The sequence below is a fragment of the Mesorhizobium sp. M9A.F.Ca.ET.002.03.1.2 genome (assembly GCF_003952365.1).
Classification (GTDB): Bacteria; Pseudomonadota; Alphaproteobacteria; order Rhizobiales; family Rhizobiaceae; genus Mesorhizobium.
In genome coordinates this window covers 6,367,567-6,382,022 of record NZ_CP034443.1, presented here as the reverse complement: position 1 = coordinate 6,382,022, position 14,456 = coordinate 6,367,567, and the positions used below count along the sequence as shown (strand labels likewise).

The 14,456-nt window shown below is 62.2% G+C and carries 11 protein-coding genes; 3 read left to right on the top strand and 8 right to left on the bottom strand.

Annotated features, from left to right (window positions below):
• Positions 1 to 444 precede the first annotated feature (444 nt).
• The 4 genes from EJ066_RS31035 to zwf form a co-directional block, all read right to left on the bottom strand.
• Entirely contained in the window at positions 445 to 2,175 is a 1,731-nt protein-coding gene (locus EJ066_RS31035; protein ID WP_126044115.1) for an adenylate/guanylate cyclase domain-containing protein, read from the bottom strand.
• Between the two features lie 359 nt (positions 2,176 to 2,534).
• Complete coding sequence (edd, locus tag EJ066_RS31030) at positions 2,535 to 4,379, bottom strand: phosphogluconate dehydratase (protein WP_126043667.1); 1,845 nt, start codon at positions 4,377 to 4,379, stop codon at positions 2,535 to 2,537.
• Positions 4,380 to 4,453: 74 nt separating this feature from the next.
• Positions 4,454 to 5,170, bottom strand: a complete 717-nt coding sequence (gene pgl / locus EJ066_RS31025; protein WP_126043666.1) for a 6-phosphogluconolactonase — start codon at positions 5,168 to 5,170, stop codon at positions 4,454 to 4,456.
• Complete coding sequence (gene zwf, locus EJ066_RS31020) at positions 5,152 to 6,621, bottom strand: glucose-6-phosphate dehydrogenase (RefSeq protein ID WP_126043665.1); 1,470 nt, start codon at positions 6,619 to 6,621, stop codon at positions 5,152 to 5,154. Before zwf ends, pgl begins: the two co-directional genes overlap by 19 nt.
• A 278-nt stretch (positions 6,622 to 6,899) precedes the next feature.
• On the opposite strand from zwf, the gene EJ066_RS31015 reads away from it, so the two are divergent.
• Entirely contained in the window at positions 6,900 to 7,646 is a 747-nt protein-coding gene (locus EJ066_RS31015) for an SDR family oxidoreductase (protein WP_126044114.1), read from the top strand.
• A gap of 122 nt (positions 7,647 to 7,768) precedes the next feature.
• Positions 7,769 to 9,076: a Mur ligase family protein gene (locus EJ066_RS31010; protein WP_245455044.1), complete on the top strand. Its 1,308-nt coding sequence runs from the start codon at positions 7,769 to 7,771 to the stop codon at positions 9,074 to 9,076.
• Between the two features lie 87 nt (positions 9,077 to 9,163).
• Here the strand turns inward: EJ066_RS31010 and EJ066_RS31005 are convergent, their stop codons facing one another.
• The 4 genes from EJ066_RS31005 to EJ066_RS30990 form a co-directional block, all read right to left on the bottom strand.
• Positions 9,164 to 9,991 carry an SH3 domain-containing protein gene (locus EJ066_RS31005; protein ID WP_189644406.1) on the bottom strand — a complete coding sequence of 276 codons (828 nt, stop codon included), beginning with the start codon at positions 9,989 to 9,991 and terminating at the stop codon, positions 9,164 to 9,166.
• A gap of 202 nt (positions 9,992 to 10,193) precedes the next feature.
• Entirely contained in the window at positions 10,194 to 11,480 is a 1,287-nt protein-coding gene (locus EJ066_RS31000; protein WP_126043663.1) for an FAD-binding oxidoreductase, read from the bottom strand.
• 183 nt (positions 11,481 to 11,663) lie between these two features.
• On the bottom strand, positions 11,664 to 11,981 hold the full coding sequence (locus EJ066_RS30995; protein WP_245455043.1) for a four helix bundle protein: 318 nt from the start codon (positions 11,979 to 11,981) through the stop codon (positions 11,664 to 11,666).
• Positions 11,982 to 12,074: 93 nt separating this feature from the next.
• Entirely contained in the window at positions 12,075 to 13,508 is a 1,434-nt protein-coding gene (locus EJ066_RS30990) for a glutamine synthetase family protein (protein ID WP_126043661.1), read from the bottom strand.
• Positions 13,509 to 13,661: 153 nt separating this feature from the next.
• Here EJ066_RS30990 and EJ066_RS30985 point away from each other — a divergent pair, with 153 nt between their 5' ends.
• The gene (locus EJ066_RS30985) at positions 13,662 to 14,378 is read left to right on the top strand and encodes an HAD family hydrolase (protein ID WP_126043660.1); all 717 of its coding nucleotides are present in this window, start codon (positions 13,662 to 13,664) and stop codon (positions 14,376 to 14,378) included.
• Positions 14,379 to 14,456: the final 78 nt, after the last annotated feature.

Sequence of the window (14,456 nt, the reverse complement as noted above, 5' to 3'; positions counted from 1 at the left end):
GAACGTCCGAAATGGGTGGAATGTGCCATTCGTCTCGTCGATCGGAACGGCGGCTGCTTGCCACCATGTGCTGCTCTCGCGCCTTGCGGGAGCGAACCGCGATATGATCAAAGCGACGCGGCAACGGACCGATGCGTCCAGGGTCGGCGGAATGATCGAGATGAGGCGCGTTGCTGCTCGGCAGCCTAGGGCGGAAGCAGCTGGGCCGCTTCCGGCATCCGAAAATCGATAGCGGACGTACAAGTCGTGGATACCGACGTCTCGGCCTGCCCCTTTCGAGCCCTTCCGGGACCGATCTGGCGGCTCGGAAGCCGACGTTCCGCCAAACCAGCCATTCTGACCCTAAGCCGCCCGTCGTTGGGTCATGCCACAAGGTCCACATCGGGTGGGGGCCGGTCTTTTTTGCCTGTCCCCGATTGGATCTGGTTCGTAGTTACGGGCTGGCTACAGGTGGGCAATGCCGGCTTTCAGCAGTCCTTCGCGGACGTGCTGCACATCAGACTCCTGGGCATAGTGCAGGGTGGCGATAAATGAATTGAGGTCGAATTGGGGATCGAGCGTTCTGATCTTGCCTAGATACGCCGCGGCCGCGATTTCGTCGCCGAGCCAGCCGTAGCAGGCAGCGGCGAAAGCGTGCTGAACCGAGTCCATGGTTGACAGATGCATGAAAGCTTCGATCGCCTCGCCATACTGGCGCGCGGCGAAATGCGCCTTTCCCAGATGGCTCCAGAACCTCTCCGGGTGGTGCGGGTTCAACTGCATTGCCTTGCGGATCCATTCAATTCCCTCTTCCGGCCTCCCCAGCCATGTCAATAACTCGCCTTGCTGCACCACCACGAGGTCGTAATTGGGATTGAGGGCGAGGGCGCGCTCTTGATGGTAGCGCGCTGTGGTCAGCTCATTGTTGTTCACGTTCACTGCGGCGAGGATGCGGTGGACATCGGCATCGTTGTTGTCCAGCGCCAGCGCCCTGTCCAGCGCTGCCATGATGTTGTTCCAGACGGCATCCCTGTCTTCGCACCAGTTATGGACCCAGGCCTGGCCAAGAATGCAGGCCCGCCAGGCATGGGCATGGGCATAATCGGGGTCGAGCGCGACGGCCCTGTCTATCAAGGTTTGCGCGCGTTCATTATCCGCAATCGTGCTTCGGTGATGCAGCACCTTGGCAGCAAGCACACATTCATACGCGGCCATGTTTGCAGGTTTCGCCCGCGCGAGCTGGTCCCGCTGAGCCGCCTCGACACGACCGGGCAGCGTGGCTGCGATCGCCGCGGTCACCTCATCCTGAATCGCGAATATGTCGTCCAGCTTCCGGTCATATTTGTCTGCCCAAATATGAGCGTCATTCGCCGTGTCGATGAGCTGAACCGTCACGCGCACCCTGTCGCCGATCTTGCGGACGCTTCCCTCCACCAGGTATTGGACGTCGAGTTTCTCTGCCACCTCGCGCACATTCACGGCGCGGTCCTTGTAGACGAAGCTGGAATTGCGCGAGATGACGAACAGCTCATGGTGGCGGGACAGTTCGGTGATGATGTCCTCGGTCAGTCCGTCCGCGAAAAATTCCTGCTCGGGGTCGCCGCTCATGTTGTTGAATGGCAGCACCACTATCGAAGGTTTCGAGATGGATCGCTTTGCCTTGACTTCCGGCTGGACAGGACTGTCAAACCCAATGCGATAGAGGCGAACCGGGCGGCTGATGTTCTTTAATGTCTTCTCGCCCAGGTCCTCCATGGCAATTTCGAGACGGTCGGCAATTTGGGTCGCCACCGCTGCGGTTACGCAGATGCCGCCGACGTCGGCGAGTTGTTCGATGCGCGAGGCAATATTGACGCCGTCGCCGAAAATGTCCTCATCGTCAAAAATGATGTCGCCGAGATTTATGCCGATCCTGAATTCGATACGCCGTTCTTGCGGCACATCCGAATTGCGCCGTTTCATGCGCTGCTGGATTTCCACGGCGCATTTCACGGCATCGGTCACGCTCTGGAACTCAACGAGCATGCCGTCTCCGGTGGTCTTGATGATCCGGCCCTTGTTCTTCGCGATGGCGGGATCGACCAGTTCTATGCGATGGGTCCGAAGGCGCGCGAGCGTGCCGGATTCGTCGGCCTCCATTAGCCGACTGTAGCCCGCCATATCGGCAGCCAGAATTGCGGCTAGTCTCTGTTCCATCGCTTGAACCAAAAACCAAGCCTATCCTTCCTGGGTCGCCAAATCCAGCAATTTGGGCTGGTGGCTGAATCAAGAAGTCTTCCTACCGCAGCAGCAAGAAAGGGCGGATCAGAACCTTCCGCCTTCCGCCAGGTGGCTGCGAACTCGATCGCATCAATGGCGGAAGACGCCCCCGATCCGCGCGGCGTCAGACCGGAAACGTCCGATATGAACACGAGTTGGGACCATAGTGGCTGCACTCGCTGACGTCTGCAAATGGCGCCACCGCGACTTCCAGCGCGGTCGCCGGCAATGTCCGCTTTAAGGGCAAAATTGCGTGGCGATCGACAGCCGGCGTCAGACGCCGCGAGCCGCCTCTTTCACTGCAGCGCGAATTCCGCCACGTCGTTCCCGAAGGCGCTGGCGCCATGATCGGCGCGGCCCACCATTTGCCGGAACCCGGCGAAAAGCTCCCGGCCGAAGCCGAATTCATTGCCGATGAGATCGGCTTCCGCTGCCCGGCGCAGCGCGAAGTCGCCAGCCGGCACCAGCACATGCAGCGTCCCGGCCTCGGCATCGAGCCTGATCATGTCGCCGTCATGAATCCTGGCGATCGGCCCGTCCTCGACCGCCTCCGGCGTCACATGGATCGCCGCCGGCACCTTGCCGGAAGCGCCCGACATGCGCCCGTCGGTGACCAGCGCCACATGCTGGCCGCGATCCTGCAGGACGCCGAGCACGGTGGTCAGTCTGTGCAGCTCCGGCATGCCGTTGGCTTTCGGCCCCTGGAAGCGGATGACGGCGATGAAATCGCCGGTCAATGTGCCCGCCTTGAACGCCTCGTTGAGCCCTTGCTGGCTGTCGAACACCTTTGCCGGCGCCTCGATGATGCGCCGCTCCGGTTTCACGGCGGAAGTCTTGATGACGGCGTGGCCGAGATTGCCGGAAAGCATTTTCAGCCCGCCTGTCGGCTGGAACGCCTTCTTGAACGGCGCCAGAACCTTCTCGTCGCCGCTTTCGCGGGGAGAGGCCTCGCGCACCACACCGCCATCGGCGCCGAGCTTGGCTTCGACCGCATAAGGCCTCAAGCCCTCGCCCCATACCGTCTGGACGTCCTCGTGCAGGATGCCCTCGTCCAGCAGTTCGCGGATCAGGAAGCCGAGCCCGCCAGCCGCATGGAAATGGTTCACGTCGGCAAGGCCGTTCGGATAGACCCGCGCCAGCAGCGGCACGGCTTCGGAAAGGTCCGAAATATCCTGCCAGGTAATGGCGATGCCGGCCGCTGCCGCCATGGCGATCAGATGGATGGTGTGATTGGTCGATCCGCCGGTGGCGTGCAGGCCGACGATGCCGTTGACGATCGAGCGCTCGTCGATCATCCGGCCGACCGGCGTGTAGGCGTTGCCGAGCGCGGTGATCGCCAGCGCCCGCTTCGTCGCTTCCCTGGTCAGCGCGTCGCGCAGCGGCGTGCCGGGGTTGACGAAGGAGGCGCCCGGCATGTGCAGGCCCATGATCTCCATCAGCATCTGGTTGGAGTTCGCCGTGCCGTAGAAGGTGCAGGTCCCCGGGCCGTGATAGGATTTGGACTCGGCCTCGAGCAGTTCGGCCCTTCCTGCCTTGCCTTCGGCGTAGAGCTGGCGGACCTTGGCCTTCTCGTCGTTGGGCAGGCCTGTCGTCATCGGCCCGGCCGGGATGAACACCGCCGGCAGATGGCCGAAGGTCAGCGCGGCGATCACCAGTCCCGGCACGATCTTGTCGCAGACGCCGAGATAGACGGCCGCGTCGAACATGTTGTGCGACAGGCCGATCGCCGCAGCCATGGCGATCACGTCGCGCGAGAACAGCGACAGCTCCATGCCGGGCTGGCCCTGCGTGACGCCGTCGCACATCGCAGGCACGCCGCCGGCGACCTGGGCAATGCCGCCGGCCTCGCGCGCCGCGTCCTTGATCAACGCTGGAAATGTTTCGAAAGGCTGATGCGCCGACAGCATGTCGTTATAGGAGGTGATGATGCCGAGGTTCGGCACTCGGTCGCCGCCGAGCGCCAGTTTCTCCGAAGGGCTGCAGACGGCGAAGCCATGGGCGAGATTGCCGCAGGAAAGCACGGCCCGGTTGGCGGTGCGGCTGGAGGCCTCGGCGATGCGGCCGAGATAGGCCTCGCGCCTTGGTCTGGAGCGTTGGCGGATGCGCTCGGTGATGGCTTCGATGTCGCGTCTCGCGGTCATGGCGTCGGTCCTTTCGAGCGAGGTCCCGGGAACACCTTCCGGCTGTCCTGCCGGGACCTGCGGCCAAGTTGAAATCAGGGTGCCCAGAAAACCTCTACGGGCCTCTTCGCCGCGTCGAGCACGGCGCGAATGGGCTTGCGCGTTCCAGCTCCCATCGCACTCTCGAAGGCCTTGCGCTTGTCTTCGCCCTCAATGTGCAGTGCGACGAAGCCGGCTTCGACGATCCGCGCCAGCGCCAGCGTCAGGCGCGGCTCGCCGGCGCTTGTCGCGTGAACCGGAAGCACGACCATTTCCGAGGACGGATCGAGCAGTTCTTCCAGATTGTCGGCATCCGGAAAGAACGATGCGGTATGGCCATCGGTTCCCATGCCAAGCACGGCCACATCGAGTGGCCAGGGCAGCGACCGCAACATCCTGCTATCGGCCTCCGCCGTATCCTCGATGCTTGCGCCCTCTTGGTAGAGCGGCACGAAACGTGCGGCTGCGGCCGCGTTCTGCAAAAAATTGGCGGCGACCAGCCCGGCGTTGGAGCGCGCAGAGGAGGCCGGCACGCAACGCTCGTCGACCAATGTCACCGCGACCTTGTTCCAGGCGATCGGGATACTCGAAAGCGATGCGAAAAATTTCGCCGGCGTCGTGCCGCCGGAAACAGCGAGCAGCCCCATGCCGCGCTCGGCGATTGCATTGGTCAGGCGGCCCGCGATGTGGCCGGCAAGCGCTGCCGCCAGGTCCTGGCGCTCGGCGAATGCGTGCCAGTTGTAGGCGGCGCCGTTCAATTGCTCTCGTGCCATGTCCGCCCGTCGCGTTCGATCAGCGCAATCGAGGCCGAGGGGCCCCATGTGCCGGCCGTGTAGCCCTGCGCCTCTTGCCTCGCGCTTTCCCATGCGTCCTGGATCGGGTCGATCCATTGCCATGCCGCCTCGACCTCGTCGCGGCGCATGAACAGGGTCTGGTTGCCACGGATGACGTCCATGATCAGCCGCTCATAGGCATCGGGCGCTCGCCCGTCGAAGGATTGCGCGAAGCTCATGTCGAGCGGGATCTGGCGCAGCCGCATGCCGCCCGGCCCTGGATCCTTGATCATGATGAACTGCTTGACGCCTTCGTTGGGCTGCAGCCTGATGACCAGCTGGTTGGCGAAGATCGGCCCGGCGCTGTCGCCGAAGATCGAATGTGGGATCGGTTTGAATTCGATGACGATTTCCGAAACGCGGGTTGCCAGCCGCTTGCCGGTCCGCAGGTAGAACGGCACGCCCGACCAGCGCCAGTTGCCGATCTCGGCCTTGATCGCGACGAAGGTCTCGGTGTTGCTGTCCTTGCCGAGCTCTTCGACATAGCCTTTCACCGGCCCGCCCGCCGAGGCTCCCGCGCGGTACTGGCCGCGCACGGTCTGCTTCGGCGCGCCATTGCCGTTGATGCGCGTGAGCGCCCGCAGCACCTTCAGCTTCTCGTCGCGCACGGCATCCGCATCCATCGACGACGGCGCCTCCATGGCGACGAGGCAGAGAAGCTGCAGAATGTGGTTCTGCACCATGTCGCGCAGCGCGCCGGCCTTGTCGTAATAGGTGACGCGGTCTTCCAAGCCGACTGTCTCGGCGACGGTGATCTGCACATGGTCGACATTGGCGGAATTCCACAGCGGCTCGTAGAGCGCATTGGCAAAGCGCAGCGCCATCAGGTTCTGCACCGTCTCCTTGCCGAGATAGTGGTCGATGCGGAAGATCTGGCTTTCATGGAAATTGTCGCCGACCAGATCGTTGAGCGCGCGCGCCGAGGCGAGATCGCGCCCGATCGGCTTTTCCAGCACGATGCGCGAATTCGGCGTGATCAGCCTGTGCTCCTTAAGCTTGTGCGAGATGTCGCCGAACAGCGCCGGCGCCACCGCTAGGTAGAAGGCGCGGATGCACTCGCTGTCGCCGATCGCCTGCTTCAATTTGTCGAAGCCCGCACCGGTGGTCGCGTCGGCCGAGACGTAGGAAAGGCGGGCAAGGAACGTCGTCAGTTCCTTGGCGTCGATATCGGCCGGTTTCACATGGTCGGAAATCGCTTGCCTGGCGAAAGCCTGGAATTCCTTGTCGGTCATCTTCGAGCGCGATGTGCCGATGATGCGCGTCGGTTCGGAAAACTGATGGTCGAGCTGGCGATGATAGAGCGATGGCAAAAGCTTGCGTTCCGACAGATCGCCGGTGCCGCCGAAAATGATGAAGTCGAAAGGATCGACGGGGATGATCTGGCTGGTCATGGTCTGTCCGCTTTGACGCCGGTCACAGGTACGCGGCCGATATATTCTAATCGATTTAAATTTTCCAGTACCCCGATGTCACAAACATGTGTGCCCTTGACACTGACGCAACCCGGAGGCTTGTCGGCGAGCGATGGCTCCGGAAGGCCTTCGCAGGTGCAGCATAAAGCGGGATCGAAACGAAAGCCAAAGGAGAAATCGAGGGTGGAGACATATCTTTCGACGGCCATGGCCGAAGGCGGCCGGGATGAATGTCCACAATCATGAGCGAGAAACGCATGCGCCTGGAAAACAAGGTCGCCATCATCACCGGGGCCGCCTCCGGTTTCGGCGAGGGCATGGCCAAACGCTTTGCCGAGGAGGGCGCGAGGATCGTTGTCGCCGACCTCAACGCCAAGGGCGCAAAACGCGTCGCCAATGAGATCGGCCGGGCGGCGATCTGGACCCAGACTGATGTCTCGTTGCGCTCCGAATTCGACGAAATGGTCCATGCCGCAAGGAGCGCCTTCGGCCGCATCGACATCATGGTCAACAATGCCGGCTACACCCATCGCAACGGCGATATGCTCGAGGTCGACGAGACGACCTTCGACCTGATCACCGCCGTCAACATGAAGGCGATCTACCACGCCGCGCTGGCAGTCGTGCCGGTCATGGACCGGCAAGGCGGCGGCGTCATCCTGACCACGGCTTCGACGGCCGGCATCAGGCCGCGGCCCGGCCTCACCTGGTACAACGCATCGAAGGGCTGGGCGATCACCGCGACCAAGTCGATGGCGGTGGAGCTCGCGCCGAAGAACATCCGCGTCAACTGCCTGTGTCCGGTCGCCGGCGAGACCGGCATGCTGGAAAAATTCATGGGCGCCGACACACCGGAAATCCGCGAGAAATTCCGCGCGTCTATCCCGCTTGGCCGGCTTTCGACGCCGCTCGACATAGCCAACGCGGCGCTCTGGCTCGCCTCGGACGAGGCGGCTTTCGTCACTGGCGTGGCGCTGGAGGTCGACGGCGGACGTTGCATCTGAACCGCCCGGCTATGTCGGATTTCAAGTTTGACTTGATCGTTCATCGCAAGCCATAAGTCGCTTATGGGCTTGGGGGCGGTGGTGCGGTGAACGCAAGATTGCGGAAAATTCGCAAGGACCTGGTGCGACGTCTCAAGGTTTACAAGGCAAGACGCGCCCGATCGAAAAGCAAGGCGACCTTCATCGGCATAACCGGAAGTTCCGGCAAGTCGACGGTGACCGAACTGCTTGGGCACATTCTGGCCGGCCACGGCTCGGTGCATACCCAGGTCCTCGCCAATTCGATCAGGGCGCTGGTCAACATGTTGTCAAAGCGCGTTCTCACCGAGATCGACTACGTCGTCTTTGAAGCTGGAGCCAGTGGAACCGATACGGTCAAGCCGATGGCGGATATGCTGCGGCCGCACGTGGCTGTCGTCACCATGGTTCGACTCGAACATTTTACAGCTTTCAGGACATTGGAGAACGTCGCCCGGGAGAAGCGCACGTTGGTCGATGCGCTGCGGCCGGGCGGCCTCGCTGTCCTCAACGCGGATGACCCTCATGTCATCGGCATGGCCTCCCCCACCCAACATCGCGTCGTCACCTTTGGTATGTCGGAACAGGCCGACTATCGCGTGGCCGGCATACACGCCGCCTATCCCGACAGGCTGACGTTTTCGATCCACTGGCGCGGCGGCGTCATTGAGCTCAGAACGCCATTCCCGGCCGAACATTTCTGGCTGCCGACCGCCGCTGCCGTTGCTGCAGCACTTGAACTTGGCGTTCCCCAGGAAAAAGTGGCGGCCAGGGTGGCGACACTCCAGCCGCTGGCAAATCGATGTGAGGTCGTCGCCACCGACGGCGGCCCGCAATTCATCCTCGATGCCAAGGCGCCCTGGCATTCGATCAATCTTGCCTTCGACATGATGGCCAAGGCCAATGTCGAACGAAAGCGCATCGTTCTGGGGCAGATTTCAGACTACGCAGGCTCGAGCAGAAAATACCATTACGCCTACAAGACCGCGCGTGAAATCGCCGACCAGGTCATTTATGTCGGCGACAATGCGCACCGCTCGGGAGCCGGGCAAGACGATCGCGACACCGGCCGCTTTCATGAGTTGCGCACGCCAAGGGAGGTCTCCGACCATATCAAGCGGACGGCCGTGGCCGGCGAGCTGATCCTGCTCAAGAGCTCATCCAATCTTCATCTCGAACGGATCGCGCTGGCCTGGAAGCATGACGTCAAGTGCTGGGTTCCCGTCTGCGGCAAGCGGGAAGGGTGCGTCATGTGCGGTCTGTTCGAAGTCCCCTTCGAAGAGCATCGCAACCATGTCAGGGGACGCCGGCGTGCCAGACGATGGCGGCACTTTCGGCGCCTGCTTGGCGGCGGATCACGGTACGGAAGCCATCTGAGCCGCGGTTCGACGTCGAACGATCGCATCCCCTAAAGCGCGTCGCATCTGACACGCTTTAAGTCTTTGTTTTTATGCATGTCTTTGTCCCAAAACCGCTGCGCAGTTTTGGGCGGCATGCATTTAGGCGCCGGTCTTGATAAAGCGCTTGTAGATCCAGCCGCGTTTGCCGTTGTAGACGATCTCGCACCATTTCTTGCAGCTCATCACCTCAACCGAGGTCTTGGCGGGAACGGTGACTATGGCGGCAGCACTCGTCTTCGGGCCGCTGCGCATGGTGACGGCCCTGAGGATGCGGCCGGTGTCTGCAGCGCTCACTTTCTTGGCCTCGACTTTGGCCTGGCTGCCATCGTCCTGCGTCGCTGCCGGCAATTGCGGCTTCGGGCTGGGAATGGCGGCGGTTTGCGCATCGTCCGTCGCCGTTTTATCGGGAGCCGCGACTTTGGCAAACAATGCCGCGGCTTTGTTTTTCGCTGCCGGATCGGCGAACGCCGGCGCAATGGACGGCTTGTCTGCCGCTTGTTCGGCCCGGCCTGCCATCCGGCCGGACTTGGTCTTCGGTCCTGATCCTGTCCAGCGGGGATCATTGGGCGCCAGCGCCGGTATCTCGGCCTCCGCCGCAATCGCCGCCGTCGAAACCACGTCGGTCTTATCGGTGGCCTGCTGTACCGCGGCGACCGTCGAGGCAGTGGCCGGCACGATCTCCGTTGTCTTTACTGGAACGCTTGGAACCGCCTGCTCGGGACTTGCGACCGCCTGTCTCTCGTTGGCCGGCAATGCCAGCCATAGCGCCACCGCGGCCACGCCAAGCAGCGCTGCCGTGCCAAGCGCGGCGATGACCAGATGCAAGTTCGACCGGACTTTCTGCCAGAACCTTGGCCGCATGTCGTAGCCAAACTGCATCGCAAGGCGCCGTCGTTCCGGCGCGCCGAAACTGAAGGGCTCTCTCACTCTTGCAACCTCCATTTGCGGGTCGACATTCGACCGGTGCCGGAAGACCGGCGTTCGATCGGTCCCAAAACCAAAAGCGGGCAGGCCCGCAAAAATTCCCCCGTTCAACTGCCCACCGCCCTCATCCTTTGCCGGCGAATGTGGCATCACTGCGCCCTTGCAGGGGATTCTGCACTCTTATGAAGGATTCTGCAATCTGTGGTTATATCCGGTCCCTCAAGGCATACCAGTTGAGCGCGAGAAAGAGCAGAGGCGCTCGGAAGCGTCGGCCACCGGGAAAGGCCGGGATTTTCAGATCCTCGATCAGCCTCAGCCGATCCCGGTTGCCGGCAACGGTTTCGGCATAGAGCTTGCCGAAAAAGTTCGACAGCATGACACCGTGGCCGGAATAGCCGCCGACCGAGATCACATTGGGCATCACCTCGCGCACGAAGGGTTTTCTCGGCATCGTGATGCCGACATAGCCGCCCCAGCCATGGGAGATCTCGACATCCCTGAGGTCAGGGTAAAGCTCGGCGATCTGCCGGCGGATGTGGATATGGATGTCCTTAGGGTCGTTGACGGCATAGATCTCGCGCCCGCCGAACAGCAGCCGCCCATCCGCCGATTTGCGGAAGTAGCGCACGACGAAGCGGGAATCATCGACCGACTCACCGCCCGGCAGCACTTTTGTGTCGGCCCCCAGCGGCACCGTCGCGCCGATGAAGGAGCCGATCGGCATGATGTGCGCGGCACTCACCGGCTCGAGCGTGCCGCCATGGGCGTTGACGCCGATCAGACATTTCTCGGCGGATATCGTGCCTTTCGGCGTCGTAACCTTCACCTTGCCGCCAAGGGACGCGATGCCGGTCGCCGGCGTCTGCTCGAACAGCTGCGCGCCCGCCTGCGCCGCCACGTTTGCCGTGCCGATCACCAGCTTCAGCGGATGGATGTGCCCGGTTCCGATATCGCGCGTGCCGCCGAAGTAGCGCGTCGAGCCCAGCCGCTCCGCCGTCTCCTTCGCGTCCATGAAGGTGATGTGCGGATAGCCGAAGCGGTTCGCCATGATCTCGGCATGCGCCTTGTAGTCGTCGACATAGCGTTGCTTGTGCGCCAACGACATCTGGCCAGGCATGTAGTCGATCTCGATCTTGTTGGCGGCGGCGAATTCGAGGAAATGCGCCTTGGCCTCTTCGGCGAGGTCGAACAGCGCCTTGGCACGGGAAAAACCGTATTCCGCCTCCAGTTCCTCGGCCCAGGAGCGCTGGCCGGTGCCGAGCTGGCCGCCATTGCGGCCCGATGCGCCGTCACCGAAACGATGCGTTTCGATCAGCACGACATTGCTGCCGGCCTTGGCAAGGTGCGCCGCCGCCGACAGGCCGGTGAAGCCGCCGCCGACAATGACGACATCGCACGTCCGGTCGCCGTCGAGCGCCGGGTATTCGGGCCGTGGGCCGGCGGTGTCCTCGTACCAGGAGCGGCCGGGGGAGATTGGGGATTGGTAGGGCATGATGATCGACAGGGAGTAGGGAAGTAGGGCAGTAGGGAAGTAGGGCAGTAGGGCAGTAGGGCAGTAGGGCAGTAGGGCAGTAGGGCAGTAGGGAAGTAGGGCAGTAGGGCAGTAGGGCAGTAGGGAAGTAGGGCAGTAGGGCAGTAGGGCAGTAGGGCAGTAGGGCAGTAGGGCAGTAGGTATCTATTCGTTCGACAGCTTACGGATCAGAAGTCGTACGAGTTTTCCGACGCTCTCGCTGAGAGCCATCAAAGGCCCGACCGCTTCAGTTGAAACGATTCCAACACGCTGTGCGATCAGAAGATGCGTCTCTAACTCTTTGAGTGACCCTTGAGCGATTCTGAGAAATTGCTGGTAAGAAGCTCGACTCTCTCGACCGTAACCCTCGGCGATGTTGGCGGGTATCGAGGTTGCTGCTCGACGCACCTGATTCGTCAGCCCATAGAGTTCATCTTTCGGCCAAGCTCTTGTCATCTCGTAAACTGAAACGGCCAGGTCCATTCCTTGCTGCCAGACGATCAGATCCCGGTATGATTCAATCCTAGCCGTCACCGTGCTCCCCCTATTGCCCTATTGCCCTATTGCCCTAGTCCCCTAAACATTCAGCAGCAGATATTCCCGCTCCCACGGGCTGATCACTTCCATGAAGGTCTCGAATTCCGCCCGCTTGATCGCCGCATAAGTCGCGGCGAACGACTTGCCGAGCAGCGCACAGAGTTCTTCGTCGGCTTCGAACAGGTCGACGGCTTCGAGCAGGCTGCGCGGCAGGTCGATCTCGTCCTCGTTGGCGGTGGTGAGAACCGGCGGTTCGGCCTTGATCTTGTTGGTCATGCCGATCAGCCCGCAGGCAAGCGATGCGGCCAGCGCCAGATAGGGATTGGCGTCGGAGGAGGGGATGCGGTTTTCGACGCGCCTGGCTGCCGGGTCGGAGCGCGGAACGCGGAACGCGGTGGTGCGGTTGTCGTAGCCCCACTTGTTGTTGACCGGCGCCGAAGCCGACTGCGTCAGCCGGCGGTAGGAGTTGACATAGGGCGCAAACATCACCAGCGCGTTCGGCACGTGCTTCTGCATGCCGCCGACGAAATGGAAGAAGGCTTCGGTTTCCGAGCCGTCCTCGGCAGAAAAGACGTTTCTGCCGGTCTTCTTGTCGATGATCGACTGGTGGATATGCATGGCCGAACCGGGCTGCCCCTGGATCGGCTTGGCCATGAAGGTGGCATAGATATCATGCTTCAGCGCCGCCTCGCGGATGGTGCGCTTGAACATGAACACCTGGTCGGCGAGCTCGATCGGATCGCCGTGGCGCAGATTGATCTCGAGCTGGCCGGCGCCTTCCTCATGGATCAGCGTGTCGATTTCCAGGCCCTGGCTTTCGGAGAAATGGTAGATGTCGTCGATCAGTTCGTCGAACTCGTTGACGCCGGCGATCGAATAGCCGGCGCCGCCGCCGATCGGTCGGCCGGAGCGCCCGACCGGCGGGGTCAACGGGTAATCCGGATCGGGATTCTTGCGCACCAGGTAGAACTCGATCTCGGGCGCCACCACCGGCTTCAGTCCGCGCTTGTCGTAGGCGGCAAGCACGCGCTTCAGCACGTTGCGCGGCGTGAACTCGACCGAGCGGCCGTCCTGGTGGACCAGGTCGCAGATAACCGCCGCCGTCGGATCCTCTTCCCACGGCACCACGGTCAGTGTCGAAAGGTCCGGCATCAGCTTGAGGTCGCCGTCGTCTTCCGGATAGTGGAAGCCGTTGCCGTCCTCAGGGTAGCCGCCGGAGATCGTCGTCATGAACACCGCCGAAGGCAGCGCCAGCGAGGTGTTGGAGGTGAATTTCTTCGACGGCATCATCTTGCCGCGCGCAACACCCGCCTGGTCGGGCGTAATGCATTCGATATCTTCGATGCCGCGCCATTCCAGCCAGGCGCTGACTTCCTTCCAGTTCTTCACGCCGCGTTGATTTTTCACGAAGGCAGGCGTGCGGGCGCGTCCTCCGCGGCTCGACGGACGGACTTCCTTTTTTGCAGGCGGCATCAATCACCAGATTGGGTTTCGGATTTGGGAGTATAGCCGGGGCCGGTGATGGAAGGGAAGGGGAGCCGGCCTGCGTTCGCCCGCGCAGTTGAAAATCGCTCCAGGCGGCTTAGGTTCGATGCGAATCCAGTTGCCTCGGTTCGAAGACGTCGAATGCAGAACAATCATGAATTGACCACCATCGGCTTCGACGCCGACGACACGCTCTGGCAGAACGAGCAGTTCTTCCGCATGACCGAGAGGCGCTTTGCCGCGCTGCTTGCCGATCATGCCGAGGAACAGCACATTTCGGCAAGATTGCTGGAGGCCGAGAAGCGCAACCTCGCCGTCTACGGCTTCGGCATCAAGGGGTTTACCCTGTCAATGATCGAAACGGCGATCGAGATTACCGGGGGCCGCGCGCCGGCCTCGGTCATCGCCGAAATTCTTGCCGCGGGTCGCGAGATGCTTAGCCATCCGATCGAGGCGCTGCCCCATGCGCGCGAAGCCGTGGAAGAGCTGGCAGGCGCGTATCGCCTGGTGCTGATCACCAAGGGCGACCTCTTCGATCAGGAACGCAAGCTGGCGCAATCCGGTCTGGGTGACCTGTTCGATGCCGTCGAGATCGTCAGCGACAAGAGCCCCGCCACGTATGCCCGCATCTTCAGTCGCCACGGCGATGGCGCCGAAAAAAGCATGATGGTCGGCAATTCGCTGAAGTCGGACGTGGTACCGGCCATCGAGGCCGGCAGTTGGGGCATCCACGTGCCGCATGAACTGACCTGGGTGCTGGAACATGTCGAGCCGCCGGTCACCGCGCCTCGCTTCCGCCAGATCGCCGATCTCTCTGAATTGCCCCGGCTGATCGAAAGCATCGGGAAAGCCGGCTGATCGCGTGTCTCGGCGTCGGGCCGGACGTCGATGCTGGACATCAACGTGTCGCAATCTTGTTGTTCGCTTGGCCATAGG